Raw genomic sequence first — 26,081 nt, 5'->3', positions numbered from 1 at the left:
AATATAGATGTCAAAAAGAATTGAAAAAATAATCAATGAAATCGTTGATGAATATGCATACTCTGAAAATCTAAAAAGACCGTGGATTATTGGGTTCAGTGGAGGAAAGGATTCGACCGTTTTGCTCACTTTAGTCTGGAAAGCCCTTGAAAGGGTGAAAAAGCTACCCTCACCGTTTCAATTAAAGCGTCCTGTTTATGTGGTTTGCAATGATACACTTGTTGAAAACCCAGTAATATCTTCATATGTGGATGATGTATTGGGTAAAATAGAAGTTGCTGCTAGAGAACAAAACCTACCTTTCATTGTAAAAAAAACAGCACCGCTTTTAGAAGAAACATTTTGGGTAAATGTTTTGGGTAAAGGCTATCCCGTACCTAATAATTCCTTTAGATGGTGCACGGATAAATTAAAAATTCGCCCAACTTCAAATTTCCTTACGGAACAAGTGGACAAAGTTGGAGAGGCCATTGTATTATTGGGCACTAGATATGAAGAAAGTGCTTCCCGAGAACGTTCAATGAAAAAGCACGAAATTGAAGGTCAAAGGCTTTCAAAGCATCAGACAGGGGTTAACACCTATGTTTATGCACCTATAAAAGAATTGATGCTGGAGGAGGTCTGGTACATTATCAACAAGTTTGATTCGCCTTGGGGATTTGACAATTCCATATTGTTTCAAATATATGCTGATGCCAGTGCTGACGATTACGAATGCCCGACCGTTGTCGTAAACAAAGAACATTCTTCCTGTGGTCAATCCCGTTTCGGTTGCTGGACGTGTACAGTGGTGAAAAAAGACAAGTCAATGTCCGCTTTGATTGAAAACGGCAAGCATTGGATGAAGCCCTTGTTGGACTTTAGAAATAGCCTTGTCGAAGAAAGAAACATACACGAAAACAGAATGCCCGAGCGAAGGGATGGTAGACCAGCGGTTCGTGAAGATGAGACCAATTGGGGTCCATATTGGCCAGAATATAGATATCGAAAACTGAAAGAGCTTCTACTTATTCAAAAAGAGATTCAAATAGAGCGTCCGCACATACACCTTATAACCAATCAAGAGCTAATTGCTATTCAGGTCAATTGGAACAGGGATTTATTCTTTGAGAAAAATGTTGGTGATTTATACAGAGAAATCTTTGATAAGGATATAAGTACAAAAAGCAGCAAGGCCTTGAACAATACAGAAAAGCGCATTTTAAAAGAAGTTTGCGAGGATGACCTGTCCTATTATCATCTTATTGACAACCTAATTGCCCTTCAAGAAACAAAAACACTTTTGGTTACCAAATATGGGCTTCACAATGATATTGAGCGTAGAATTGAACGTTTTGTAAATCCAAAGGAATATGAAAATAAGTAAAATAGTTCTTCATAATTTCAGGATTTATAAAGGTGTAAATACAATTTCCTTTGACCCTTTTTCAAACAAGAATATTAATATCATATCTGGTAAAAATGGATATGGAAAAACCACGCTTTTAACCTCATTGCTTTGGGTGTTTTATGGTAAATTAATCAGTCAGGTTGAAGATAAATACCGTATCGATATAAGGAATTCAGGTGGATATGAAGGCTATTTACATTCACTTATGAATAGGGATCTTGCTTCATTGCCAACTGAAAGCACAGACAAATCCTTTTCGGTAAAAATTCAGTTACGAGATATAGCAATTCCCGCATTGACGTGTGAGACCATTACCATCAAAAGAAGCTACAATTTAGAGTCGAAAGAAGAAAAGTTAAACATCCTAATTGACGGAATCGAGAATGAACTGACCAAAGAAGTAGGGTACGATTTATTTATAAACGATTTCATACTACCTCGTGAAATCGCAAAATTTTTCTTCTTTGATGCAGAAAAAATTGTGTCACTGGCTGAGGCACAATCCAGGGACGAATTGCGAAGCTTAAATCGTGCCTATTCAGAGGTTTTAGGGATTAAAAAGTATGAAGAGCTCAAGAAAAATTTAGAATCCCTTTTAACAAAATTAGGACGTGAAGGTATATCCGAAAAAGAGAAAGTAAAACTGGACGAGCTTATAAAAAAAGAACAAAGTTCCGCACGACTCCTTGCCTACAATCTGGAACAACAGCAAGATAACAAGGAAGAACTGGCTAACCTGCGCATAAAGGTAAATACACTCCAGGAAAAATTGATTCGGGAGGGAAATGCCATTACCTTAGAGGAATTGACAGCTTTAAAAAAAGAACGGAACCAGCTCCAAAAGGAATCTATCAGCATTAAATCCGAGCTTAATCAGATTTTAGAACTGGCACCATTGGTTATTGCTGGAAATCAATTGAAAAAACTAAACGAACAAGTTGAAAAAGAGCATACCGATGAATATGTATCGTCAGATTTGTTAAAAAGAGAATTAAGTGAATTTTCAAAATCGGTATTGGCAAAATTAAATGACACGGATATAAACGATAAGCCATTAATTTCCAAAATACTGAATAGCTCTATCTCTGAACGATTTAAATCTAAAGCTTCTGAAACCGAAATACTTGTATCATTTTCGGAAGAACAATACCGGGATTTCAAATCGATTTACAGAAACCTACAAACTACATATTCTGAACAGTTACAATCAATTGTTCAAAGAGAGAAAAACAATAGAGTCCTGTTATCAAGAGTCCAAAATGAGATAAGACAAGCCGAAGCGCGCAAAGACAATCACCTAGCCAAAAAACTGCGTGAAGAAAGGGACCTAAATCTCAGATTGATTAATGAATTGGTTGAAAAAATAGATTCCTTACTTATAGAGCAAGGTCAATTATCAGCCCAAAATAACTCGGACAAAAAACAAGTTTCTGAATTGGATAAAAAATTCCGATTAGTGGATGTTGACAATAAGAAAACAGAAACGACAAAAAAGTTGTTGTTAAAAATCAATGAGCTCATATTAAAAATTAAGGAGGAGAAAAAATACACGCTTCAAAAGGCTTTAAAACTTAGTCTCAACAAATTAATGCACAAGAACAATTTTATAGACGACGTTAAGGTCAATATTGATAAGGATGTTATGGATATAGAGCTTCTGGATGAAAACAAACAGCAGATTAAAAAGGACTCTCTTTCTAAGGGAGAACAACAGCTTTATGCCACTGCATTGTTAAAAGCACTGGTTGATGAATCCGGAATTTCATTCCCTGTTTTCATAGATAGTCCACTGCAAAAGTTTGACAAGCAACACTCAAAGAGAGTAATTGAACAATTCTACCCTTCCATTTCTGAACAGGTTGTGCTTTTGCCATTGCTTCAAAAAGAACTGAACGAAGAAGAATTTAACCTGTTAAAACCCAATTTGCACAAAACCTTTAACATTGTCAATGTAGACCGGAATAGCTCAACCATTGAAGAAATTGAATTTATGACTGATTTTAAATCCCTAAAATCTGAATCCTATGTTTAAGCAGATAAAAACAAGTAAAGCAAACAAGGAAGTTGTTGCTCAACTTTCCAGAAAGCTGAACCTGGGAAAAGAGAATGTTATTGCCAGAATAGCACTGACCTACTCTTTGAACAAAGGAAGTAAAATGAATTTAGATGACGCAAAGGATTCAGGTGGTAAGGAATATTCCAAATCCGTGTTATTTGGCAACTATGAACATATCTATGTTGGGCTAGTCTGTACAAATTACAATTTATATAGAACGGATAAAAGTTTACCAAAATACATTAAGATGCATATCGATGATGGCTTGGAACTTCTCGATAATGAAATAAAAAAGAATCCAAACTTTGATGGATTTGACTTTTTGATTGATAAGATAACACACGGATTAACTCACTTATAAATATGTCTGGAATAATTAACGGTAACCCAACGAAGGTATTCTTTATTGAGATGCTAACAAGGGATATTTCAATAACAGATGCAATTATCGATTTATTAGATAATTCGATTGATGGTGCTAGTAGTATAAACAAAAATGATTATTCAAACCTTTATATCCATCTGACCCTGAATGAAAACGAGTTCATTGTAGAAGACAATTGTGGTGGATTTTCTTTGGACACTGCTCAAAAGTATGCATTCAGATTTGGTCGTCCTGAAGATGCTCCTCCTACTACCGGAACTGTTGGACGTTTCGGCGTGGGGATGAAAAGAGCGTTGTTCAAAATGGGGAAAGTTTTCGAAGTCGAATCTAAGACTGACGATGATCATTTTCAAATCGATGTAGATGTAGCAAAATGGAAAGAACAAAAAACGATTGAGGAAAAGGATGGAGTTGATGTCAAAAGGGATGACTGGAATTTTAATTACAATATTATTGACGACCAATCCAAAAATCTTGATAATAATGGGACATATATCAGAGTTACCGATCTTTATGATGAAGTTTCCAATCTATTTACCGATGAAAGTTTTTTAAACGACCTAACCGATGATATTGAAAGAATTCTCAATTTTAGTCTAGAAAAGGGAATCACTATTAAGTTGAATGGTAAGACTCTTTCCAAGAAAGGTATTTACCTATTAATGAGTGAAAGGGTTAAACCATATTATTATGAAGGAGAAAAAAATGACGTAAAATTTAGAGTTTTAGCAGGTTTAAGCCATACTGGTGACCCGTCTGTCGCTGGTTGGTATATATATTGTAATGATCGTTTAGTTGTTGAAGCCGATTCGACTGAACTTACTGGATGGGGCGTTAGAAGCAATGTGAAATTCCATCCAGACTACGCAATGTTTAGAGGCATCTTATTCCTGGACTCTGATGACACCTTAAAATTACCATTGACAACCACCAAAAAGGGGATAGATTCGACTGCCAATATATATAAAACATCCAGAACTTATATGGAAGAAGGAATGAACTATGTACTCTCCTTTCTAAAAGATGTTAGAAAACTTGAAGATTCGGACGACTATCGCAATACATTGGATGAAGTAGAAGAGAAAAAAAATGTTGTAGAACTAAAAAGGGAAAATTTCAATTCTTATGATTCAAGAAAATTTTTCGCCCCTGATTTGAGTCCAGACGTAATTAAAACTAAAAAAGATTCAGTTCGTATCTCATTTTCTGCACCAATTAAATTAGCTGGAAAAGCTAAAGTTCATAGTGGCTCCAAAAGTTACAAGGAACTAGGCGAAAACATTTTTGATTATTATACTAAAATGGAAGAGTTGTTAGATGAATAGTCCTAGAAAAATTAACTATGAGCTAAGACCTGCAAAGTTTACAGAACGTAAAATGCTCTTAGCAAGTTTGACAAGTATATGTAGATTTTATAATCTAGATTATCAATATATAGGATTCGGAGGACTTTCTTTTACGGATTTCAAGCTATTTCACAAAGAATTGCATATCAATAAAATGACTAGTATTGAGGGAGGTGATTTGTTGCAAAAAGAAAGAGTCGAGTTCAACAGACCTTTTTCTTTTATCAATTTAGAATATGGGCTTTCAACAACAATCCTTACCAAGCTCAACCTATCTGAGCCTTCAATCATTTGGCTCGATTATGACAATGCTTTAGAAAATCATATGTTCGAAGATATTTCTATTATATTTCGAAAACTACCTGCTGGCAGTATATATATTTTCACATCAAACCGGGAGTTAAAGGATAAAAACACTGGTAATCAATACGAGGTAGAATCATTTTCAAAAAAATTCGGTAGTTTAATCCCTTTTGATGTAAAGAATGTTGATTTTTCAGGCACTGAAAATTACAAAACAATTAGAAAAATGCTTTTGGGCCATATTAACAGTTTTATTGACGAGAGAAATTTATTAAACGAAAATCTAAAATTCTATCAGCTATTTAATTTCTTATACCAAGAAAACGGAGGAGCCAAAATGTACACCTTCGGGGGAGTAATAGATAAGAAGAACTCAAATCTAACAGATTCAAACATAAATAATTTTGAATTTATTGAATTGGGAGAAGAGCCACACAGAATTAACATTCCTAATTTAACTATAAAAGAATCGGAATACATAGATAAAAATTTTGATGACGAAGATTCAATAATAGAATCACGTATTATTGAAGAACACGACTTAAAAAAATACAAGCAGACTTATAAGTACTTACCGAACTATTTCGATGTTCGATTATAAAATAATGTTTAAATCTATTTCAGACAGAGTTCAGTTTACACCCTCTGCATAAGCTCATAAGCCGAAACCTTAAGTTTTTCTTATCTCTTTCTGCCTTAGCCACTATTTTTCTTTCATAAGACCTTAGAATTGTATGCCACATAAAACATTCCAGCCACAAAAGCTAGAAATGCCAAAAAATAGAGAATACGCATCCACCATTTCATCTTGGTCAGTCGCTCTGGATGCCATCCAGTTTGTCCCTGTCTCATTCTAAAAAAAGCGTCAGTCCTTAACATACCAAGAGGTTGTTTCTCATCTATATCATCTTCATTAAAAAGATAATCATCTTCTATTTTATGCAGCACATCGGCAGCATAACTTATTAGTTTTCTATTCCGCCAATCAAAAACGATATAAGCAATCGATTCAAAGATTCCCATTACGCATACAAAAAGGGCCAGAGACCAAATTTCATAATGTACAGATTGAATAAACGCAGTAAATAGGATACCGGTAGTTATCAAAAAGTAATTAAAGAGTTTCATACGTTGCTCTGCGTGAAGTTTAAACCAATTCCACGCATAGTCCATTTTCATTTTTAATTTTGTTTCATCACTCACAGCGGCTTAGATTTTTAAACGGATATTTCATTGATTTTGGCTTTTAAACTAGCTATATTCTCTTTTATAATTCCATTCAACTCTCTCGGATACACATAATTCTTAACTAATTCTAAATCACTTACAGCTACTTCACCTTTGAAGGCAGATTTTAAATAGTGAACGTGCACTATAAATAATGTAAACAAACCTATATCGTTGGGCATACTTGTCGGTCTTTCCGAATCTACCGGCAACTTTATATCAGTAATTTTAGAATTAGGTTCATAGGCCATTGTCAATCGTTTATCATCTACTAACGAGGATTTACTATTAATTAAATCCTCCAATCCTGATAGAGAATCAATGATGTGATTTAATATATTCATTTTTTCATCTGATAGTTCAACTTGTTTAAATTCACCGTCGCTATCTTCAAACTTGGTATTTTTATCTATCAGATAAACTAGGGTTCTAAATTCTCTAGGCAATCCATTTCTAAAGATTTTATACAATTCAGTCGATTTAGAAAGAAGTAAGTCAAAAGGGTAATAAAAACCATCAAGTCTATTTCTTAACTTTTCAATTTTTTTGTCATTTTGAAGAATGTCAATCTGTTGTTGTTGAAGTCTTAATGCTCTTTTCTGATTACGATAGTTCAAATAGGCAACCAAAACTGAAACTAAGGCCGCTATAATTGCTGCCCAAATTTTGGTGTCTAAACTATTTAGTTGTTCTAATATTTGTTCTTGTTGCATTTTAGGCCTTGTTTTTGTTTGGTCTATTTTAAAGTACTTTTTTAAAGCCAAAAAACAAACTATTCAGTATGGTAGTTATCAACATATTCATAAGAAGTATAACCTTAACCCCCAATTCTCTCATAACAATCTAAGTTTTTGATTAAACATTCCAATATTGCCAGTGCCAAAAAACAATAAGAATCAGGGTTCTGAAAATAATTACTTTCATCCCCATTACTCAAAAACCCCAATTCCAATAACACCGAAGGCATAAAGTCCGACGTTTCCCGAATAACCTGAAAATTGGCAAACTTCACGCCCCTAGTTTCAAAACCAAGTTTCTCATTAAGGTCTTTTTGTAAATTAAAAGCAAGCCAAACTGCTTTTTCAAAATAATTGGTATTCCAATTCGACACATAAATTTCAACACCCCTTGCATTTGGATTGTCGGAATGGTTGCAGTGCAAGGACACAAACACATCCGCATTCAGTGCCCTGGCCAATCGGCCCCTATCATTCAGAGAAGTTAAAGTATCGGTATATCTGGTCGAATAGATATCGAACTTATCATCAAAAAGGGTATTATTAAGTACTACAATTTCTTTAGCGACATTCAAAACCACATCTTTTTCCAATACATTATTTATACCTATTGCACCGGAATCGGTTCCACCATGTCCAGGGTCGAGGACAATCACTTTTTGCTGACCAAAAATGAAGCACATTTTTAGCAGCAAAATCATTAAACCTTGAACTGAGCGACGTCGAAGTTTGACGTTTTTGAAGCTCGACCACTTCCAAAATTTTTGAGTTATCAACATAGGCTTTCCGGATTTCCATACGATTTGATGCCAATTTGCACCAAACTAAAACAATCGGATTTAAAATTTATTTTATTCACAAATAATTGATTATCAATTATTTGAATTACAATATACAGTATTTTTCGAATATCAAAATCAAGCAAATCTTAAATCCATTTCATTATGAAAAAATCATTGTATGTAACTATTCTTTCGCTGTTCATTTCAAGTACAACTTTTGCCCAGATCGGGGGCATCGAAGATTCCGTCAACGATGTTTCCGATACCATTCGTGCCATTTTCCCGATTATCCTCGGGGTTATATTCCTAATCGGGTTCCTGTTCAATGCGGGACATTTCTTTGGTGAAAATGCCGATTTGAAAAAAGGAATCACAAGGGTGTTGGTCTTTGTACTCATTGCAGGAGCCGTAGTGGGCATCTTTACTTACCTAATCGGAATCGTTGTGTAATGAAACGGTTCGAGGTCTATAAAAACATTCGTAAGGGAGCGGTGATTATGGGGTTGCCCATATCCCTGTTCGCCTTGATGATGACATCCGTTATCGGTTCATTACTGTTCATCATCTTTTCGTTCAGTTTTGCGGTCATCGTTTCCGTGTTCCTATGGAACGGGGCATTATACACGATGCTGACCCACCTTACTAAAAACCCTGCTTTGATGCACATCAACAAAGTATTTCCACAGACCATCAGCAACAAAAGAAGCAGCCACTTATACTATGAGAAGGATTAACCTATCGGCATACCATCCCATTTTGGACATCCAAGGCCATATCATCTTTGCCAATAACGGTAATGTGGTCTTGGGTTACCAAGTGGATAACCCTGAAATCTATTCCCTTTCGGAAAAGGACTTTGAGGACATACACGGTTCGTGGTTTCAGGCGTTCAAATCACTGCCCGTGTCCACGGTCATCCACAAGCAGGATATTTACTGCAAAAGACGTTATACGGCGAACGAATTACCTAACGATACCTTTCTCCAAAAAGCGACCCATGACTATTTTAAGGGGCGTGGTTATCTACAACATAGTTGCCATCTGTTCTTTGTCCTTCCCTACAACATGGCATTGAACGCCGCCAAGTTTACCAACCCGTTCCGCAAGGTCGAAAAGGGCATCCATAAACAGATGGACCATACCGTACAGGAGTTTATCGCTTCGGTAAACGATGCTGTTTCCTTTGTCAACAATAGCCGAAAGGTGTCCCTTGCACCATTAAAGGAAAAAGAAATCCTTGAACTGACCAACATTTATTTTAACGGGTTCAACGAGGGCTTCGATACCGATATCCAACTTAAAAAGTCGAACATTGAAATTGGCGACCACCATTTTGATGTGTTGGCCGTCAACAGCGAACTATGCTTTGGCGATGTGGTACAGAGCAGCAAGACCAACGATAGGTTCACTTCGGACGATTTTACATTCCATCAGGGATTTATCGATGGATTGGGACTGAACCTTAATGAAAACCATATCGTCAACCAAATCATCTATCTGGACGATAAACACAAATGGCGAAAGCTGCTCGATAAAAAAATCGAGGAACTGAAGAAGAGTTCCAATTTTGGTACACAGAACAAGGTCGTATTAAAGAAAATCGAGGACATCGTTGCCAAAATCAATGAAGATGACAGTTCACGGATTATTCGAGGACATTTGAACATTGTTTTTTGGGATAAGGAGGAAGCACAGTTAGAAAGAATCGCTTCTAAAATCAAGACCGAGTTCAAGGAATTGGACATCGTGCCATACTACCCAAAGGGCGAGGAACGGAAAAATTATTTTTTGAACTCCTATTGCTGTTTCGCTTCCAACTTTTCCAACGAGGATTTATATGTGACAGACTTAAAACATGCGCTTTGTCTATATATCAACAATACTAATTACCAATCCGATGCCACAGGTGTCATCTTTAATGATAGGCAACATAACATTCCCGTGCTAAAGGATGTATGGGACGAAAAGAAGAAACGCATCAAGGCCCGGAACTTTGCCATTTTCGCCCCAACAGGCGAGGGCAAATCCTTTTTGGCAAACAACATCTTACGTCAATATTTCGAGCAAAATGTGAGACTGGTCATTATAGATTTAGGTGGCTCGTATTCAAAATTTGCCAAGCTCTACCCAGATGACCATATCATCCTTCGTTATGAGCAGGGAAAAAACTTGGGTATCAATCCGTTTTATATTTCCGATGTTAATGACTTGACACCGGAACGATTAGAGGATTTGTCCATTTTTATTTTGGAGCTTCTGGCCTCCGGAAAGGCAACGACCAAAGCTGAGGAAGTTGCCGTTAAAAAAGTATTACGGTACTATTATCTACAAAATAGGAATAGCACCCATTCCCTTGAAAACCTGTATCGGTTCGTCGATGCAAAGAAGGACAGCCTTTTGGAAGAGCTGCACATCCAGGAACAGCATTTCAACATTTACGATTTTCTGCACATCCTTTCGGAGTATGTCGATGATGGACTGTACAGTTTCCTGTTCAATGTCAACGAAGACCAGACCTATAAAATCGAGGACAAACGGCTGATTGTCTTTGAGCTTGATGAAGTGAAAGACAACAAGGAAATCCTCTCTGTTATGTTGAAGCTCATCAAGTCCGCCATACAACGGACTATTTGGAGGAACAAAGCCGAAAAAGGCATTATCCTTTTTGATGAGTTTGCCAAGCAATTGAAATTTGGCAACGTACTGGAAAGTGTGGAGTTCTACTATCAGGCCATCCGTAAACAGAACGGGGCCATTGGCATCATCCTCCAGTCCATCAACCAACTGCCCAACAATTCCACATCGGCAAGCATCCTTGAAAATACCCAGGTCATCTACAGTTTGCGCAATGAAAAGGGGTATGAAGAATTAAAGAACAGGCTTAACCTGTCCAGTCACGACCTGAACCAGTTGAAATCCATCCGGAACAACCTTACCGGGGACAGGAAATACACCGAGATGTTCATCAAAATAGGAAAGGAAAGCAACATTTTCCGATTGGAAGTACCACTGGAGGTCTTTGCCGCCTACCTCACCGATGGACAGGAAAACGAGGCCATAATGGCCATCTATAACGAAACGAACGATATGGAAAAGGCCATCAAAGAATTTATTAATACTTAAAACAATAGAATATGAAAACAAACATCAAACAAAAAATCAAGAGAACAGGTCTAGGATTGGCACTGGCCTTGGCCCTATTAATGCCAGCAGGCGCTGCCTGCCAGGGGATGCCCGTGTATGACAACACCAACTTTATTTCCTTTATGAAATCGTTGGTCGAATCCGCAAAGCAGACCAGCAACCTGATGCAGACCGTCAAGTTCCTCAAACAGCAAAAGGAGAACATCGATAAGGTCAACAATGTCATCAAACAGTTAAAGGCGGTCAAGGAACTTGCCGAGAACAACCAACGCCTGTACCAAGTGGTGCAGGGCGATTTAAGGGACATCCTGAATTCCCCGTTCATCAAGCCCGACGAAGTCACCCGTATATCGGATTCCTTCGATGCCATTCTTGAAAATTCCGTAGCGGCCATGGAATACATCGACCAGATCCTGTCCAGTGACAATATGAAAATGACGGATGCCGAACGTGCGGCGGTACTCAAGGAAAAGGAACTGGAATCCAAGGAAATGGTAGCCGAAATCGAGGCCAAGACCAGACGCTATCGGGAGATTATTTCCTTTCGGGAAATGCAGCACAAAATCAATAACCGCGAAACCGATTATTGATGTCGGGTATTTTTTTGGGCATAGGACTGGAATACGTGGACACTATTTTTCAAACCATAAAGAATAGTGACTTCTCACAATATACCATCGGGGGCATGAAGGCCCTTGCGGTACTGTTCTTCTTGGTCAATATCCTGAAAAAATACAACGAGGGCGTGGCGAACAACAAGGGCTATACGTGGGGACTGACCCCAGCGGAACTGGCCAAGAACTTTGCAGTGGTCATTTTGGTCATATTTTCTACACAGGTATTGGGCGTTTTCGATGCCATTTTGGTGGCCATTGAGACCCGGTACCGGGACACGGCTCCGGCACTCCTCCCGTTGCAGATGCAGGATATCGACATCGAACAGGATGTGGGTGCCTTGGAAGCCGCCAAAAAAGCAATGGCCATGCTTTACGAGGCTCTGGTCACCCCTTTGTACGGGATGAAAATGCTGGCCTTTATTATCGGAGTGTTCCTATGGTTATTGGATTTGTTCATCTATCCCTTGTTCTTGGCGGAGCGGTTTTTCCTTTTGGGCATCATGCAGGCATTTTTTCCGTTGGTCATCAGTTTGGCGGTCTTTGAAAAGTTCAGGTCTTTGGCGTATAATTTCTTTAAGCTGTATGCAGGGGTCTATATGTTGGTGCCGGCCTTCTTTTTGGTGAATGTATTTGTGAACAATCTTTACACCGAAATCAACACCAATTTTTGGAGCAGCCTGTTCGGAACGGATTGGGGAAGCAGCTTTTTTGCTCCGCTATTGCAATTGGGTTCCATCGGGTTTATCGTATTCCTGAAGTTTAAACTGTACCGTAAGGCCATCTCGTTCACCCTTAAACTTTTCAGCGGTGGATAATCCACATTTGAAGGCACGTTTGGCTGTCGATAATCGACATTAATAAAAAATGAAATGAAAACACCTTATAAAAATATATACGACATCCTGAAGCTCAACCGCTTTATTGTTTTGACGGTCGTTATTGGGGCCGTACTGACCTGCATCGTTTCCGTATTGATGGTCATCAAACTACACAAGGAAACTGTAGGCAGTGCCTTTGTGGTCAATTCGGACGGTAGCGTGATTCCCTTGAAATTGGTTTCCCAACGAGAAAATTTAAACGTGGAGGCATTGGCGCATTTGGAGCTGTTCCATACCTATTTCTACAATATCGATGCGAGCAATTATGAAAGGAATCTGGAAAAGGCGCTGTGGTTGGGCAATAGCTCGGTGGATGCCCTGTACCGCCAAAAAAAGGCCGATGGGGTCTACAACCGTTTGTTGCAATACTCGTTGGTGCAAAAAGTATTGAGTATCGAATCCAAAGTGGATATCCAAAATGAACCTTACAGATTTGAGACCAGGACCGTTTTTGAAATCAATAGGGGTTCCATAACCGATACCTACGAGCTTATCACAACGGGCAACCTTATCAAGGTGGACAGGAACTTTCCGAAAAATACCCACGGATTGCTGATTACCAATTTTTTTGAAAGCAGCTTACGAAAAATCAATGATGAACAATAAAATCCAGACCAAATGAAAGTAGAAAAAAACAAAATCATCTTTTCTATTGTATTGGTGTGTATCCTGCTTTTTATAGGCAGTTATGCCATGCTGGTATTGGGAGAGGATGAAGAACCGACCCTAGAGAGCAACCAGGTTCCCGTGCCGGAACTGGAGGACGACCAAAAACAGTACGATTCCAAATTGGATGCCCTGAACGATTTGAAGGAGGTCAGGCAGACCAACGCCCCGAGCATCTACGATGAACGCCTTTTGGATTCCACGGGCGTTTATGACCCGGATTTGTTGGACAAGGAAAAGATGCGATTGGTGGACAGTATCTACCAACAAGGGCAGATTAAATATTCGGAACAATCCTATGAAAATATCAATCCGAGGTACAGAACTACGAAACCGACGATTGCTAAGGAAAAGGACACTATCGATGCCATTGAGGAGCAGGAAACCGAGGTCGAGGTCAAGGAACGTGCTTTGGAGCACCAACTCTTTTTTGCTTCCCATCCCATCGAAAATGACGATTTGAACGCAAAAAATACGGACACGTTCATATACGTCCGTGTGGATGGCACGCAGACCGTCAAGAACAATTATCGCCTACAGATGCGGCTCCTAAAGGATGCCGTGATTTATGGGCAGCAGTATCTCAGGAACACGCCCATTTATGGATTTGTCAGCTTTAAGCCCAACCGGGCGATCATCGATATTGAGAATATCGACCATCGACCCGTAAAATTAAAGGCCCATGACCAACAGGACGGTAGCGAGGGGATTTATATAGAAAACAGCTTTAGGGCCGAGGTTACCAATGAGATTGTCGGCGACATGGTGGACGATATCAATATTGCCGGTGTGCCAAATGTTTCGGCTTCGCTCAACACAGGGGTAAGTGGGTTCAAGAAGATTTTCCAACGCAACCACCGTAACGTAAAGGTTACGATAACCGATAATTACAAACTCATATTAAAGGTTTCAAAAACCAAATTTCAAGGAAAACCCATAATGGGGAATTATTAAATATCACTCTTATGAAAACTTTTATCACATTAATGCTATTAACCTTTACAATGTCCATACAGGCGCAGAGACCACTCGACACCATTTATGCCAACGACCAAAAGAACGTTGCCCTGTTTTTTCCGAACCCCTTAAGGCAGGGTATTACGGGAGCTTCCCATTTTGTGTTCACCTATAACCGTGAAAAGGAACAGTATTTTGGGCTGTTACAGGCAAAACCGGGAATCGAGAGCAATCTATTGGCCGTTACCAGTGACGGGAAGGTATATTCCTATATCCTGAAATATTCCGACAAACTTCCCAAACTAAACTACTTCATCGGTGGGGATGAGAGCATCGGAAATGAAAGTCCCGTAATGGAAATACCCAAAACAAAAAATACCGATTCCAACAAGGATAGAACTGCCTATTATCAAAGGGCAAGTGAATATTTGCTCAGATCCAGCTCTGAAACCATTGCAATAAAGTGCAAAAAAGGAATACGGTTACGGTTGCAGAAAATGGCCTATGATACTTCCGAAGTGTACTTGGTCGTAGAGGTCAAGAACAGGTCGGGAATCGATTTCGAAATCGACTATCTCAATGTGTACCGTACCAACGGTAACAACAAACGGAAAGCCTCTTACCAACGGTTGCAGCAAAAGGTTGTTTACAGACATAAAATGCCATATTCTATTATAAATGGGCAAAGCCAGCGTTTCGTGTACGTGCTGCCAAAATTTGTTCTAGGAGATAACGAAAAACTGATGTTGGAGCTGAAGGAACTGAACGGCAGTAGGAAAGTGTTTTTGTGGGTCAATTGTCAAACAATTGTTTGACAATTTCTATTCTAAAAATCTTTATTATTTTTTAAGTAATTGCTCCGAAGGGGTTGTCCACAATATAGAGCCAATCCCCATTTTTTTGTTTTCTAACAATTTCCGTACTTGAACCATTGATTTCTAGATTTTTACCATTCTCATCTTTTGTTACAATTTTCCAATCTGCTCTTAAAAGGGCAATATCTTCAAATACTACACAATATTTGTTTATGGATGTCATTTTCCCACCAATTTTTAAAAGACCTATATGTTCTTGGTTGATTTCATTCTTTCCAGTAATTAAGTTTCCGTCTTTGTTTATAATTTTAGCTCCGGGCTCAAAAAGACGATTTAGGTTGTCAACAATTCCTGAATTAAATGCCCTGGCAAAAAAATCGTTCATTTCTTCTGGTCTTTGGGGCAAAGCGGTTATTTTCTCCATATTTACATTATGCTTTAATTCCTTCGAATAAGAATAGCAAAACTAGTTAATTTTATTTCCAAGTTTCTTTGTTTATTGCTTCACTTATTACATTTTTTCCTTTCTAAAATCAATGTCTATCGAGACGTTGTTGCCAACTTATTAACTAGCAATTTTAATTGCTTATTTATCGCATCAGTAGTAAGTGTCTATGACAAAATTCATTTAGTATTATTTTTATACAATTCCAGTCTAGGTATGTTTAATATTGATTTAGGGCGGTTTAATTGTAATCCTTTACATTTGTTGTGTGAAAGTATCAAGTTTCACACGACGATGTCCTATAGGATGTCCTATTTCAAATATTGGATTATAAGATTCTGGAATACAACGGGTTACGGCAAGGGTTGCATCCCTGCCACCCCGACGAACCTAGAAATAGGTCAAAACAAAACACTGTTAATCATTTGATTTTCAGTGTTTTTTGTTTTTTATGCGCTCAATTGATTTCATTTAAAACCATATAAAAGGTGTGCAATTCGGTGTACAACGATTAATCCGGAATGTACTAACTTGAAAGGACTTTAGAGTACGATTTGACTTTCGTCTTTACAATTAATTGTTTAACCAAAGTCATGGAAAATGAAATCAAAACACACTTTCACCGTAATTTTCTTTACAAGAAAATCAAGGAGCGTTCCCAACCAATTATCCATCTATGTACGAATCACTGTGGACGGCCAACGAGCCGAGATCAGCCTCAAAAGAAGCATTCCCTCCAAAGAGTGGGACAATTCACGGAACCGGGGCAGGGGAGGTTCACAGAGGATCAGGGCATTGAACGCCTATCTGGACAGCGTTTATGGTGAACTATTGGACTGCCATAAAGAACTTTTGGAAGAGAACAGGGTCGTTTCTTCAAATGCCATCAAGTCCCGTTATCTTGGCGAGGATGACAACAGCAAGACCTTAAGGGAACTTATCAAGTACCATAATGAGAATATGTCAATTGTCCTGAAAAAGGGAACAATGAAGAACTATTATACAACGGAAAAGTACCTATACAGGTTTTTGTCTAAGAAAAGAAAGGTAAGCGATGTCCGCCTCAAACAGTTGAACTATGCCTTTGTCACGGATTTTGAGCATTTTTTGCGCAATTACAGAGATTCAAAGAAAAGACTCTTATTAGGCAACAATGGGGTAATGAAACATCTGGAAAGGTTCAAGAAGATGCTCAACCTTGCCGTCAAATTGGAATGGATGGACAAGAACCCGTTCAACCAGTTCCAGTTGAAATATAACAAATATGATAGGCAGTTTCTGGACGAAGAGGAACTGGAGCAATTGGAAAGCACTAAAATGGGGAACGAACGTTTGGAGAGGATAAGGGACTGTTTTGTGTTTTCATGCTACACAGGCCTTTCTTATGTGGATGTCAAGGAGCTGAACCGTGACAATATCGTAAAGGGGATAGATGGAAACCATTGGATTAGTACCAAGCGTGAAAAAACGGACAAGCCCGTTAAAGTACCCTTGCTCCCAAAGGCACAGGAAATCTTGGAAAAGTATATGCAATGTCCTGAAATGGAAAATAAGGAAAGTTTATTGCCCATCAGTTCCAATCAAAAGACAAATGCCTATTTAAAGGAGATAGCGGACTCCTGCGACATTGACAAAAACCTGACCTTTCATGTTGCAAGACATACCTTTGCCACAACGGTAATGTTGTCAAATGGTGTGCCCATCGAAACAGTCTCGAAACTTCTTGGGCATAGCAAACTGTCCACCACACAGATTTATGCCAGAGTCGTGGAATCCAAGATAAGTGAGGATATTGGAAATCTTTTGATAAGGTTCAAGGAAAAAGCAATCAAAAAAAGTGTAGTTACATGAAAATAGGCGAGATGACATTAGCTTCTCTTTACATACTTTAGACTACCAGATGAATGGCTGTCATCACAGAAAATTGCGTTCCAAAGTGGTTTTTCAGTGAGTTGTATATGGTGTTTAGGCAACTATATACCTTCTTTACACCTTTGATTTAATTACTAGTACTGGTGGTTTTCTTGCTATCCCTTAAAAATGCCCTACCGCTCCTAAATGCGAAAAAAGCAATGATCCAACCAACGGATTGCATAAACCAAGCGTATCCAAGCTCATGTCTTACACCTGCATCGGGTTCGAGCAATAAATAAGGAGTCCTTTCAAGTAGTGGTAAAAAATCAGGAATAAGGAAAATCCCAATTGCGATACCTATAAGGCTAAGCAATATCCCAAGGGTTCTATCTAATATTTGACGGTTTCTGGACACTTCATTAAAAGTATCCATTTTCAATCGTTCAAAAAAACTTTATCGGTGTTTGTCCCATATTGTATATAGGTGCCGGTGTTTAAGCTTATTGATTGTTATTGTTAGCGTGTATCCCACAAGTTGTATGTGTTGTTCACACTTAGTGAGTGTTGTTGTCAACCTCACCTTACGGGTGTACAAGCACCCTCAATATCCAATTGTCATGCAGTAATCAGCTCAATGCCTGCTTTCTCTGCCTTGTATTTTATTTTGGTCATTAGCTCATAATAGCTCCAGTTCCTTAATACAAATTCTTCTTCTTTGGCAATCCCGACCTTGTCCTCTTGGTTCATTAAAATAAGCGTTCCCGCCTGATGCTTGATACAGAAATCTATAAGTTTTCTACTGTATACATGTATGCGGTGTGATACGTAGTTACTCTCTGTTTTATGGTACTTGTTCACTGCTTTAACTTTTCGTTTACACCCTTTCCCTGATCTGGAATAGGTCGCTCCAACCTGAGCCCTTCTCCGGGCTGCCTGTATGGCCAGCCTACGATAAAGGAATTCTTCCTTGGTGCCGATTGTGAGTCTGTTTTTTCCTGTCTTCACAACTATGGGATATTCCAAGGACAATGATGCTTCTGCGATGACCTCTGGTTTTAGGATATGCTTTTCCTTTTCGATTTCAAACACCGCCAACCAAAAGATTTTTCCGCCATTCAGTTTAATATTCGAAGCACATAACTTGACATCACCTTTTACCAAACGCTCCAACAGCATTCGTTTGTCGGTAAAATCCTTGCCCAAGTAGGTTTTAAATGGAACCCGGTACAAACGGAAGCAAAAGGCTTTCTTCTCTTCATCATAGACAATCCGACTTATACCCTGCAAGCCAAAAGGAAATGCCATGTCCTTCTTGAAATTCGGCAATGAGCGTTCGCCCTTCCAGTATTGAATCCTATTTTTATTGAATGAGGAGATTAAGCCATGGTTTAGGGTGGACAATATGTTTGTCGGGATTTCTCCTTTGAATCGATCAGATACCAATCGATAGGTAGTGTTTATCCTAGAACGATTAAGAATTCCTTTTTCGTCTTTTTTTTCATCAGCCAATTTATATTTTATTCCCTCGGATAGATAAGAGAATTCCTTTATCATTTCCTGAACATACAGATGGGTTACTATGAGGTTGGCTGCTCTAAAGCATCGGTCCCGCCACTGGTACATCATATCCATAACCTCTTTTTTTTCGTCCTTGGTAGGGAGGTCGATCAATAATTGAATCTTTCTAGTGTGTTTTAGCGTTGACTTTCCCATATTAAGCTGATTGTAATTGCAATTGATGATTTGCCTTCATTAGCCTATAAGCTTTCATGAATTCCTGATGGACTTCCTTTTGGGACAGTTCAAGTTCTTTGGCTATTTCAGAAAAGGAATATTTCAGTTCACAGCGCATTTTAAGAACTTTTGCCTGCTCTTCGCTCAGCTCTCCACTGAACTTGATTTCATTTGTCATGTTGTCACTGGAATCGAGTTTGTTTCCTTGATGGACTATGGTTTTTATATCTTCAATGGTTTCCTTTATTTCCCTGCTAGTTTCAATGATGCCTTTACCCATTACCTTGGAAATAGCCTTGTACTGGAAGCCATATTTTAAACAGAGTTCGATCAAATGCCTTTTATCGGCATTCAACAGGGGAAATATACTTTTGATATGGTCGAAGGTTTTTTGTGTCGATTCCTGATCATCGAGGTTTTCGGAATCATTTACCGGATCATACCCTGCCATGTAGTCTTGGTAATTGTCATAATCCTCCAGAGAGTTGACCTTCTTGTGGAACCTATATTTTGGTTTTCTATAATATGAGATACACTCCCTTTTCATCACAAACCTCAAGAAATAGAAAATGTGCTCAGGTGATTCCAATTTGTCCCTATTGATCCATAATTTTAAAAAGGTATCTTGGACAAGGGATTCTATTAAAAATTCATCCTTGAGCCATTGCTTGCCTATCCAAAGTATACTCCTAAAGTATTTGGTATGGATATGGTCCAAAGCAGAAGTATCGCCAATTTTTAAAAGTTCAAAATCACTGTTCAACATAACAGGCCTCGTTTAAGATGGTCGATGCACCATGGTTAAAATTGATTATGCTTTAAAAGCTGATGCGATTTCTTAAATAAGGATAAAGAGAAGATAGCTTTGAAAAGTTGAGAAAGCCCCTTTTAAATAAGATAAAGAGGGCGTGAATACTTAACTTATAGCATCAAGGTACTGGTATACCGCACGACAATAAGTAAGCTCACGCCCGGGCCGTGAGCATTTGCACTTATCATCTCGTCGTTAAAAATTACCAGTTTTTGATGCGAGAATCAAAGCGAATGCTTCTAATATTATTAACTTAAGAAGTTTCGCAAATATGTTATTTCAGGGATAAATATAATAAAAACCCCTGAATGAGAGCGAACGCTCTCAAAAAAACTTCCTATAATTTTTTCATTTGTGTTAATGGCAAAGAAAAACACAAATAAAAGTAAAGTTTATTTTTCTGATAAATATGTATGCAAGTTTATCAGTGAGGAATGGTTGACCTCAAAAGACACGAGTGCCAGAAAATATGGAAAAATATACGGTGTCAACTATCACGTGATAGAAAAAATACAGCAGGAGAATGGTTACAATATTCCATTATCCACCTTAAGCACCATCTGTTTCAACCACGGAATCAAGTTATCGGATTTCTTTAAATTGGTGGAAAAAAAGTATGGGGAATTTTTGAATGATAGCTATGAGTACAAATAATTCTGAATTGTAATTTAATCCTTCTATTCAATTTTCAGTAACCTTACTTATTTCCATTTATTGTCCACTTGTTGAAGAGTTATTGGGTTAACCGTTTTACGGCTACGGAACAATTTGCATCCGTTCATAGGCGGTTATATTTCCCCATTTTTTCATATCCCATTTATTCCAGTTCCAAAGCGTATTGATTGAAAGTAAATCGTGTTTTTCTCCTTTGCCATTAAATTCTATATTTATGTGGTTGAAAAACAACAGTATAATGTACGGCATATTTGATTTGACTTTCCTTAAGTCCGTACAAACCAAAGTATGTTTATGTGGCAGCTGATTTTCAATCATGCTGTATTCATTCGGTCCCGCTTGCGGGACGTAGGGAATAGCAAGAGGGTGATGCGCAAATTGCGCCATCACGTTTGTTTTCGGGTCTTCAACAAGTTGAAAACCAGTGAATTGAACAGATTTTGAAATACTGTACAAAATCTGGGGCTACAGTAGACTTTTCCGAAATCTACAGTAAATGCCCTCGGAGGCCCAATAAACACTGGAAATTTTTGACGAAAAAATTGACGCAATTTGACGAAAAAACAAAATCGCACCTATGGAAAAGCAATCAACAAATGTCAGAACAAAGAAAGGGACAGGTGGTTATTCCAATATCACCGTAAAGAAAGAAACGGCCACTCGTTTTCGGAGCTATTCCAAAAGGTTCAGCAAATCGCATAGTGAGGTATTGGATGGAATGATGCAATACTTCAAGGAGAACAACCTTGACCCTTTTGGAGAGGGAACAAAGATTGTCCTTGACAGTATCAAAAAGTTGGAGCGTCAGATGATGAAAAAATTCGATAGGCTCATCGCCATTATCAAGAACATGGAGAAGACCAGTATCCGGCCGACCTATGAAATGGTGTTGATTTTATACGAGGCGTATGTAAGGGATGGAAGGAAACCCAAACCTGAACCTGTCAAAATACAGGAAGAGCGAATGGATTTTTTGGAGCCTAGAAACACCGTTCCGAAAACAGAGCACGATAGAATGCTGCAAGAATTCAATGAATATAAAAAACGCAGCAATGAAATCCTTAACAACGTTGAAAAGGTAGAGCCAATGATGGGAAAGCCATATCTGAAAATCAATATGGGCATCGGGGATTATGAAAGCCTGAAATACCAATTAAAATAACGCTCATGTACCTTACAATCTCGGCACAGAAAATGGGCAGTACCTATAGCTCCAGTGTAGGGAACTATGTGGACTATCTGGAAAAAGAAAACGAGGACAGATTGCCCGAACATAGGGAGGAATTCTTTGACCAAGAAAACGACAGCGTAAGCCCTCAAACGGTCATTGATGAAATAGATGCCAATACCGCTAAACTGAGACAGAAGGATCCTAAATTCTATTCCATAGTGGTCAGTCCCAATAAAAGGGAATTGAAGGCCATAGGCAATGACCCAAATCTGCTTAGGGAATACACAAGGAAACTCATGGAGGACTATGCCAAGAGTTTCCATCGTAACCAAGAGGTCAAAGCCGAGAACTTGAAGTATTATGCCAAGATTGAGCATGAGCGCACCTATCGTGGCTTTGACAAACAGGTTCAGGAGAATGCTCCCTACCGAGGGGAGATAGCAAGGCTCAGGAACGAGATACGGAAAGTGGAACGGGGCGAATCCATCGGGAACGTCAATGAGCTTGAAAAGAGGATCAAAGAGCAGGAAAGATTGGCACCCCATAAACAGAATGGACAACTAGTGTCCACGGGAATACAAAAAGAGGGGCCACAGACCCATATCCATATCATAGTCAGTAGAAGGGACGTAACGAACACCTATACACTTTCCCCAATGGCCAAGCACAAGGCATCCGAAGTGGAACTGAACGGAAAGACGGTCAAGAGAGGCTTTGATAGGGACAGTTTTTACCAAGCAGCGGAAAAAACCTTTGACAGGACAACAGGCTTCAAGAGGAACTATGTGGAATCCTATGTAGGGAGAAAGGCCCATGCCAAGGAACCGGGTAAGTTCTTTGCGAAGGTGATGGGACTGCCCACCAAAGAAAAGGATATGGCCTTCAAACTACTTAAAACCATGGGTGTCAAAGCTCCTAGTATACCGACCAATAAGGTACAGATAGCTGCGAAGATCATCAAGGCACTTGGAAAGGGTATCAATAAAGCAAGGGGCACGGGTGAGGACATGGGGTACTGAGAACAAAAAAGTAGGTTGCGCCCTATCGTGTTTTTGCTTCACGCTTATCTACCGGAATCACTACAAAAACCCGATAGGATCCATGCGCAAAAGTAGAAGGTAAGATTTGGGGTTCTTGTTCTTATATTTTCAAACAGTTCGATTTTAAGGGGAGCTTACAGGCGGGCAAGGCCGCCTTGTCGGTTTTAATAAAAACCGGACAACATAAGCTACAAAGATGGTTTTTACGCCCTGTAAAAACAATGGTCTGTTCGGGTGTATAAAAAACAAGACCGCCTTAAAAAGCGGTTATGGAAGCCATTTTTTCAATCATTTTGGGGTTGTGCAACGGTTACCGTTGTTGTAAGTAGTGCTTTTTTAGTTCACTTACTTAATTTCAAAATCCGAAATGCTCCTTGAATTACCAATGCAAAAACAATTGTTCCGATAATCAAATCAGGTTTATTAGAACTCAAATAATGCACTAAAATTCCTGCAATAATTACTCCCAAATTGATAATCACGTCATTCGAAGTGAAAATCATACTCGCTTTCATATGTGCTTCTTCTTTGCTCTTTGACTTTTGCAAAATATAAAGACAAATTCCGTTTGCAATAAGTGCAAAAATCGAAACTATAATCATTGTTGAAAAATCGGGAAGTTTCTCGTTTCCGAAAAATCTTCTCAAGACTTCTACAAATCCAATAATCGCAAGTATTATTTGAAAATATCCAGCAAGTTTGGCAATCCGTTTTTTCTTTATTACTGTTCCGCCAACCGCAAACAAACTAATTCCGTACACAAAACTGTCCGCAAGCATATCTAAACTATCGGCAACAAGTCCCATAGATTTTGAGATAATTCCTGTTGTCATTTCAATAATGAAAAAAGCAAAATTTATGGCAAGTACAGACCAAAGTAGTTTTTTCTGATTTTCGTTTTCTTTAAATTCCGTTTGGTCGGTTTGTTCCGTTGAGATTTTTTTTCCACCTAAATTCAATTCGATAACGGACTTTTCGATTTGGTCAATTTCTCCGCTGTGAAAAACGGTCAATTTTCGATTCGGAATATCAAAGTCCAAATTCGCAATGCTTGAAATTCCGTCCAATTTCATTCGGATAAGATTTTCCTCTGAAGGACAATCCATTTTGGTAATTTCAAATATTGTTTTATTCACTTGGTTTCTGGGTTTTTCGGCATTACTTACAACGGGTTTGTATATGAAAAGTAGCGGATTTTTTGCACGAACTTTTCGGTTAAACACAGACCTTAAATTTATAAAATTCATTTCGATTTAGCACCTAAACCGCTATTTTTTATATACGTTGTTACCCACTGGCTTTATTCCGTTCAGCTTGGTTTTCAGCGTTGGCAAAGACATACTCTTTTGCAATTTTTGGCTTGTGTTTCGGCTGAAGCGAATTGCAAATGTGTATGGCTTTTAGCGTTGGCTTTTTAACAACAACTTTTATTTTCTTGAATTGGTGGACAAGCTACTGTTCCATAAGAACAATAAACACAACAATCTCCCTCTTTTGGTTTTAAAACCTTTTTACAATTTTCGCATTCGTAGAAAAATTGACAAGCGTTTGTTGGCATATCTTCCACTTTTTTATGTCCGCAGTTTGGACAAGTTATTTCAGATTTTAATATAGTTTCCATTAATTTTCTTTTTTGTCGGTTACTTTATAACCTGTTGAGTTAATTGCTTTCTCAATTTCCGTTTCATTGGTTTTGGTTTTGTCAAATTCAACGATTGCATTTCCATTTTCATAAGACGCTTTTGAGTTTACAATTCCGTTGAGTTTGTTTACTTCGTGATTGACGTGTTCTTCGCAACTGGCACAAGTCATTCCGCTGATTTTAAATTCCGTTGTTTTAATGTCCGATTTGTCAACTACAATTATTTGTTTTTCTGTGTTTGGGTAAAAAATTCCAGAATAATATGGGAAAGCCAACATTACAATTGCAAATACTGTTACAATACCTAAAAACTTTTTTGATTGAATAAATTTTGGTTTTTCGTCCGTCTCACAATCACAGTCTATTTCTTTTTGAGGTTTAAGTTTTTGATACCAAGCAAAGCCAAGAACTAAAATTGTCAGTCCAATTAAATATGGTCTAAAAGGTTCTATCCAAGAAAATGTTGAAACAATTCCACTTGTTCCTGCGATAAGAGCCAAAACTGGTGTAATACAACATAAAGAAGCTGTAATTGCCGTTAACAAACCTGCACCGATTAATTTGTTTTCACTTTTCATATCGTTTCTAAAATTTTGTTTTTATCAAGTATCTCAAAAAATGGGTTTAGCATTTTTTCGTATTCAGCCGTAAGTGAATAAAAAATCGTTTGAGCATCTCTTTCTGTTTGTAATAGGTTTCGGTCTTTCATTTTTCTCAAATGTTGAGAAATAGCAGAAATGTTCATTCCGAGAATGTCGCTTAAATCACAAACACAAAGTCTTTTTTCCTGAAAGAGTAGGTAAAGTATTTTCAGTCGAACGTTATTTCCGACTAATGAAAGTCCGTTCGCCAAATAGTCGAACGATTCGTTTAATTCCGAAACTGTGTCTTTGCAACGATTTATTTGTTCAATATCGGCTTGTTGTCTTATGCAAGAATTATTTTCCATAAAACAAAGTTACGGTTATTTCTTATTTAAGCAAATACTAAAATATATAATTTTCAGGCGTTGGGAAAATTTTAGCTCTTTTGGTTTTAAAGCGTTGGATTTGTGTGTCGGAAAAAACCGAAAGTGCTAAAATATGCGGTTGGTTTTCAGCTTGTGGGTAACGTTCAGTATAAGAAACGTAGGGCAGTTGATAAGCACTTTCGTTTCGGTATATTACTTAGCTAAATATAAATATTTTGCTTTTATCTTTTCTTCTATAAACGCCATATTTTATATTTAGCGGACTTTGTTAATATTCACAGACCTTTCAGTTGAGCACAAATGCCCTATGTTTTTTAGCATCTATGTAAAAGCAGTCTGTCGAGTATCTTTAAGATTCACCAAAATCAAAAGATATGAAAACACAACAAACTGCCCCACCCAAGTTATTCATTGGCATCGACATACACAAGCGCAG

The 26,081-nt window shown here is 38.2% G+C and carries 29 protein-coding genes; 17 read left to right on the top strand and 12 right to left on the bottom strand.

Features of this window, described 5'->3' with window-relative positions:
- Nucleotides 1-7 precede the first annotated feature (7 nt).
- Genes dndC through J0656_RS18530 form a run of 5 tightly spaced genes read left to right on the top strand, consistent with a single transcriptional unit; the run spans nt 8 to nt 6,081 of the window.
- On the top strand, nt 8-1,366 hold the full coding sequence (dndC, locus tag J0656_RS18550) for a DNA phosphorothioation system sulfurtransferase DndC (protein WP_207036608.1): 1,359 nt from the start codon (nt 8-10) through the stop codon (nt 1,364-1,366).
- Nucleotides 1,353-3,422 carry a DNA sulfur modification protein DndD gene (dndD, locus tag J0656_RS18545; RefSeq protein ID WP_207036606.1) on the top strand — a complete coding sequence of 690 codons (2,070 nt, stop codon included), beginning with the start codon at nt 1,353-1,355 and terminating at the stop codon, nt 3,420-3,422. The genes dndC and dndD overlap by 14 nt, the downstream gene beginning before the upstream one ends.
- Nucleotides 3,415-3,807: a DndE family protein gene (locus J0656_RS18540; protein ID WP_207036604.1), complete on the top strand. Its 393-nt coding sequence runs from the start codon at nt 3,415-3,417 to the stop codon at nt 3,805-3,807. The genes dndD and J0656_RS18540 overlap by 8 nt, the downstream gene beginning before the upstream one ends.
- 2 nt (nt 3,808-3,809) lie before the next feature.
- Nucleotides 3,810-5,156 carry an ATP-binding protein gene (locus tag J0656_RS18535; RefSeq protein ID WP_207036602.1) on the top strand — a complete coding sequence of 449 codons (1,347 nt, stop codon included), beginning with the start codon at nt 3,810-3,812 and terminating at the stop codon, nt 5,154-5,156.
- Nucleotides 5,149-6,081, top strand: a complete 933-nt coding sequence (locus J0656_RS18530) for an O-methyltransferase (protein ID WP_207036600.1) — start codon at nt 5,149-5,151, stop codon at nt 6,079-6,081. Before J0656_RS18535 ends, J0656_RS18530 begins: the two co-directional genes overlap by 8 nt.
- Nucleotides 6,082-6,194: 113 nt before the next feature.
- On the opposite strand, the gene J0656_RS18525 is transcribed toward J0656_RS18530, so the two are convergent.
- The 3 genes from J0656_RS18525 to J0656_RS18515 all read right to left on the bottom strand — a co-directional run bounded on the left by J0656_RS18525 (nt 6,195) and on the right by J0656_RS18515 (nt 8,127).
- Nucleotides 6,195-6,683 carry a RipA family octameric membrane protein gene (locus J0656_RS18525; RefSeq protein WP_207036598.1) on the bottom strand — a complete coding sequence of 163 codons (489 nt, stop codon included), beginning with the start codon at nt 6,681-6,683 and terminating at the stop codon, nt 6,195-6,197.
- 14 nt (nt 6,684-6,697) lie between these two features.
- The gene (locus tag J0656_RS18520; RefSeq protein WP_207036596.1) at nt 6,698-7,420 is read right to left on the bottom strand and encodes a hypothetical protein; all 723 of its coding nucleotides are present in this window, start codon (nt 7,418-7,420) and stop codon (nt 6,698-6,700) included.
- A gap of 104 nt (nt 7,421-7,524) precedes the next feature.
- Nucleotides 7,525-8,127, bottom strand: coding sequence for an N-acetylmuramoyl-L-alanine amidase family protein (locus J0656_RS18515; protein ID WP_237688990.1), 603 nt, complete (start codon nt 8,125-8,127; stop codon nt 7,525-7,527).
- A gap of 261 nt (nt 8,128-8,388) precedes the next feature.
- Here J0656_RS18515 and J0656_RS18510 point away from each other — a divergent pair, with 261 nt between their 5' ends.
- Genes J0656_RS18510 through J0656_RS18475 form a run of 8 tightly spaced genes read left to right on the top strand, consistent with a single transcriptional unit; the run spans nt 8,389 to nt 15,303 of the window.
- Nucleotides 8,389-8,676 carry a hypothetical protein gene (locus J0656_RS18510; protein ID WP_207036592.1) on the top strand — a complete coding sequence of 96 codons (288 nt, stop codon included), beginning with the start codon at nt 8,389-8,391 and terminating at the stop codon, nt 8,674-8,676.
- The gene (locus J0656_RS18505; protein ID WP_207036590.1) at nt 8,676-8,960 is read left to right on the top strand and encodes a hypothetical protein; all 285 of its coding nucleotides are present in this window, start codon (nt 8,676-8,678) and stop codon (nt 8,958-8,960) included. Before J0656_RS18510 ends, J0656_RS18505 begins: the two co-directional genes overlap by 1 nt.
- On the top strand, nt 8,947-11,349 hold the full coding sequence (locus J0656_RS18500; RefSeq protein WP_207036588.1) for a TraG family conjugative transposon ATPase: 2,403 nt from the start codon (nt 8,947-8,949) through the stop codon (nt 11,347-11,349). The genes J0656_RS18505 and J0656_RS18500 overlap by 14 nt, the downstream gene beginning before the upstream one ends.
- A gap of 11 nt (nt 11,350-11,360) precedes the next feature.
- Complete coding sequence (locus J0656_RS18495; protein ID WP_207036586.1) at nt 11,361-11,960, top strand: TrbJ/VirB5 family protein; 600 nt, start codon at nt 11,361-11,363, stop codon at nt 11,958-11,960.
- The gene (locus J0656_RS18490; protein WP_417947701.1) at nt 11,960-12,802 is read left to right on the top strand and encodes a hypothetical protein; all 843 of its coding nucleotides are present in this window, start codon (nt 11,960-11,962) and stop codon (nt 12,800-12,802) included. Before J0656_RS18495 ends, J0656_RS18490 begins: the two co-directional genes overlap by 1 nt.
- A 54-nt stretch (nt 12,803-12,856) precedes the next feature.
- A complete protein-coding gene (locus J0656_RS18485; protein ID WP_207036582.1) occupies nt 12,857-13,471 on the top strand; it encodes a conjugal transfer protein TraK in 615 nt (204 codons plus the stop codon).
- 12 nt (nt 13,472-13,483) lie between these two features.
- Nucleotides 13,484-14,485 (top strand): conjugative transposon protein TraM, encoded by a 1,002-nt coding sequence (gene traM, locus J0656_RS18480; RefSeq protein ID WP_207036580.1) that lies wholly within the window; start codon nt 13,484-13,486, stop codon nt 14,483-14,485.
- Between the two features lie 11 nt (nt 14,486-14,496).
- Nucleotides 14,497-15,303: a DUF4138 domain-containing protein gene (locus J0656_RS18475; protein WP_207036578.1), complete on the top strand. Its 807-nt coding sequence runs from the start codon at nt 14,497-14,499 to the stop codon at nt 15,301-15,303.
- 31 nt (nt 15,304-15,334) lie between these two features.
- On the opposite strand, the gene J0656_RS18470 is transcribed toward J0656_RS18475, so the two are convergent.
- A complete protein-coding gene (locus J0656_RS18470) occupies nt 15,335-15,727 on the bottom strand; it encodes a YybH family protein (RefSeq protein WP_207036577.1) in 393 nt (130 codons plus the stop codon).
- Nucleotides 15,728-16,348: 621 nt separating this feature from the next.
- Here J0656_RS18470 and J0656_RS18465 point away from each other — a divergent pair.
- The gene (locus J0656_RS18465) at nt 16,349-17,599 is read left to right on the top strand and encodes a site-specific integrase (RefSeq protein ID WP_207036575.1); all 1,251 of its coding nucleotides are present in this window, start codon (nt 16,349-16,351) and stop codon (nt 17,597-17,599) included.
- A gap of 148 nt (nt 17,600-17,747) precedes the next feature.
- On the opposite strand, the gene J0656_RS18460 is transcribed toward J0656_RS18465, so the two are convergent.
- The 3 genes from J0656_RS18460 to J0656_RS18450 form a co-directional block, all read right to left on the bottom strand.
- Complete coding sequence (locus J0656_RS18460) at nt 17,748-18,035, bottom strand: hypothetical protein (RefSeq protein ID WP_207036573.1); 288 nt, start codon at nt 18,033-18,035, stop codon at nt 17,748-17,750.
- A 182-nt stretch (nt 18,036-18,217) separates the two neighbouring features.
- Nucleotides 18,218-19,315, bottom strand: coding sequence for a hypothetical protein (locus J0656_RS18455; protein ID WP_207036571.1), 1,098 nt, complete (start codon nt 19,313-19,315; stop codon nt 18,218-18,220).
- 1 nt (nt 19,316) lies between these two features.
- On the bottom strand, nt 19,317-20,102 hold the full coding sequence (locus tag J0656_RS18450; protein ID WP_207036569.1) for a sigma-70 family RNA polymerase sigma factor: 786 nt from the start codon (nt 20,100-20,102) through the stop codon (nt 19,317-19,319).
- 405 nt (nt 20,103-20,507) lie between these two features.
- Between J0656_RS18450 and J0656_RS18445 the strand changes: the two genes are divergently transcribed.
- Nucleotides 20,508-20,801, top strand: coding sequence for a hypothetical protein (locus tag J0656_RS18445; protein WP_207036567.1), 294 nt, complete (start codon nt 20,508-20,510; stop codon nt 20,799-20,801).
- Between the two features lie 102 nt (nt 20,802-20,903).
- Here J0656_RS18445 and J0656_RS18440 read toward each other — a convergent pair whose 3' ends face one another.
- Entirely contained in the window at nt 20,904-21,278 is a 375-nt protein-coding gene (locus tag J0656_RS18440) for a hypothetical protein (RefSeq protein ID WP_207036565.1), read from the bottom strand.
- Between the two features lie 121 nt (nt 21,279-21,399).
- Here J0656_RS18440 and J0656_RS18435 point away from each other — a divergent pair, with 121 nt between their 5' ends.
- On the top strand, nt 21,400-21,984 hold the full coding sequence (locus J0656_RS18435; protein WP_207036563.1) for a BfmA/BtgA family mobilization protein: 585 nt from the start codon (nt 21,400-21,402) through the stop codon (nt 21,982-21,984).
- Between the two features lie 5 nt (nt 21,985-21,989).
- A complete protein-coding gene (gene mobB / locus J0656_RS18430) occupies nt 21,990-23,012 on the top strand; it encodes a MobB family relaxase (protein WP_207036561.1) in 1,023 nt (340 codons plus the stop codon).
- Nucleotides 23,013-23,374: 362 nt separating this feature from the next.
- Here the strand turns inward: mobB and J0656_RS18425 are convergent, their stop codons facing one another.
- The 4 genes from J0656_RS18425 to J0656_RS18410 form a co-directional block, all read right to left on the bottom strand.
- A complete protein-coding gene (locus J0656_RS18425) occupies nt 23,375-24,169 on the bottom strand; it encodes a cation efflux transmembrane domain-containing protein (RefSeq protein ID WP_167919739.1) in 795 nt (264 codons plus the stop codon).
- Between the two features lie 278 nt (nt 24,170-24,447).
- Nucleotides 24,448-24,654 carry a GDCCVxC domain-containing (seleno)protein gene (locus tag J0656_RS18420; protein WP_085766308.1) on the bottom strand — a complete coding sequence of 69 codons (207 nt, stop codon included), beginning with the start codon at nt 24,652-24,654 and terminating at the stop codon, nt 24,448-24,450.
- A complete protein-coding gene (gene merTP, locus J0656_RS18415; RefSeq protein ID WP_093026617.1) occupies nt 24,654-25,253 on the bottom strand; it encodes a mercuric transport protein MerTP in 600 nt (199 codons plus the stop codon). Before merTP ends, J0656_RS18420 begins: the two co-directional genes overlap by 1 nt.
- Nucleotides 25,250-25,624 (bottom strand): ArsR/SmtB family transcription factor, encoded by a 375-nt coding sequence (locus tag J0656_RS18410; protein ID WP_008615513.1) that lies wholly within the window; start codon nt 25,622-25,624, stop codon nt 25,250-25,252. Before J0656_RS18410 ends, merTP begins: the two co-directional genes overlap by 4 nt.
- Between the last annotated feature and the right edge of the window lie 457 nt (nt 25,625-26,081).

The organism is Flagellimonas aurea, assembly GCF_017313785.1.
Classification (GTDB): Bacteria; Bacteroidota; Bacteroidia; order Flavobacteriales; family Flavobacteriaceae; genus Flagellimonas; species Flagellimonas aurea.
The sequence above is the reverse complement of the archived record's forward strand: the minus strand, read 5'-3'. Positions and strand labels throughout refer to the sequence as shown.

Bases quoted from the DNA above. Each gene is read 5' to 3' on its own strand.
- J0656_RS18485 (WP_207036582.1), top strand. From the start codon at position 12,857: ATGAAAACACCTTATAAAAATATATACGACATCCTGAAGCTCAACCGC.
- J0656_RS18470 (WP_207036577.1), bottom strand. From the start codon at position 15,727: ATGGAGAAAATAACCGCTTTGCCCCAAAGACCAGAAGAAATGAACGAT.
- J0656_RS18410 (WP_008615513.1), bottom strand. From the start codon at position 25,624: ATGGAAAATAATTCTTGCATAAGACAACAAGCCGATATTGAACAAATA.
- J0656_RS18465 (WP_207036575.1), top strand. From the start codon at position 16,349: ATGAAATCAAAACACACTTTCACCGTAATTTTCTTTACAAGAAAATCA.
- J0656_RS18510 (WP_207036592.1), top strand. From the start codon at position 8,389: ATGAAAAAATCATTGTATGTAACTATTCTTTCGCTGTTCATTTCAAGT.
- merTP (WP_093026617.1), bottom strand. From the start codon at position 25,253: ATGAAAAGTGAAAACAAATTAATCGGTGCAGGTTTGTTAACGGCAATT.
- mobB (WP_207036561.1), top strand. From the start codon at position 21,990: ATGTACCTTACAATCTCGGCACAGAAAATGGGCAGTACCTATAGCTCC.
- J0656_RS18420 (WP_085766308.1), bottom strand. From the start codon at position 24,654: ATGGAAACTATATTAAAATCTGAAATAACTTGTCCAAACTGCGGACAT.
- J0656_RS18515 (WP_237688990.1), bottom strand. From the start codon at position 8,127: ATGTGCTTCATTTTTGGTCAGCAAAAAGTGATTGTCCTCGACCCTGGA.
- J0656_RS18520 (WP_207036596.1), bottom strand. From the start codon at position 7,420: ATGCAACAAGAACAAATATTAGAACAACTAAATAGTTTAGACACCAAA.
- J0656_RS18460 (WP_207036573.1), bottom strand. From the start codon at position 18,035: ATGGATACTTTTAATGAAGTGTCCAGAAACCGTCAAATATTAGATAGA.
- J0656_RS18445 (WP_207036567.1), top strand. From the start codon at position 20,508: ATGGCAAAGAAAAACACAAATAAAAGTAAAGTTTATTTTTCTGATAAA.
- J0656_RS18530 (WP_207036600.1), top strand. From the start codon at position 5,149: ATGAATAGTCCTAGAAAAATTAACTATGAGCTAAGACCTGCAAAGTTT.
- J0656_RS18435 (WP_207036563.1), top strand. From the start codon at position 21,400: ATGGAAAAGCAATCAACAAATGTCAGAACAAAGAAAGGGACAGGTGGT.
- J0656_RS18455 (WP_207036571.1), bottom strand. From the start codon at position 19,315: ATGGGAAAGTCAACGCTAAAACACACTAGAAAGATTCAATTATTGATC.
- J0656_RS18540 (WP_207036604.1), top strand. From the start codon at position 3,415: ATGTTTAAGCAGATAAAAACAAGTAAAGCAAACAAGGAAGTTGTTGCT.
- J0656_RS18495 (WP_207036586.1), top strand. From the start codon at position 11,361: ATGAAAACAAACATCAAACAAAAAATCAAGAGAACAGGTCTAGGATTG.
- dndD (WP_207036606.1), top strand. From the start codon at position 1,353: ATGAAAATAAGTAAAATAGTTCTTCATAATTTCAGGATTTATAAAGGT.
- J0656_RS18475 (WP_207036578.1), top strand. From the start codon at position 14,497: ATGAAAACTTTTATCACATTAATGCTATTAACCTTTACAATGTCCATA.
- J0656_RS18490 (WP_417947701.1), top strand. From the start codon at position 11,960: ATGTCGGGTATTTTTTTGGGCATAGGACTGGAATACGTGGACACTATT.
- J0656_RS18535 (WP_207036602.1), top strand. From the start codon at position 3,810: ATGTCTGGAATAATTAACGGTAACCCAACGAAGGTATTCTTTATTGAG.
- J0656_RS18500 (WP_207036588.1), top strand. From the start codon at position 8,947: ATGAGAAGGATTAACCTATCGGCATACCATCCCATTTTGGACATCCAA.
- dndC (WP_207036608.1), top strand. From the start codon at position 8: ATGTCAAAAAGAATTGAAAAAATAATCAATGAAATCGTTGATGAATAT.
- traM (WP_207036580.1), top strand. From the start codon at position 13,484: ATGAAAGTAGAAAAAAACAAAATCATCTTTTCTATTGTATTGGTGTGT.
- J0656_RS18450 (WP_207036569.1), bottom strand. From the start codon at position 20,102: ATGTTGAACAGTGATTTTGAACTTTTAAAAATTGGCGATACTTCTGCT.
- J0656_RS18505 (WP_207036590.1), top strand. From the start codon at position 8,676: ATGAAACGGTTCGAGGTCTATAAAAACATTCGTAAGGGAGCGGTGATT.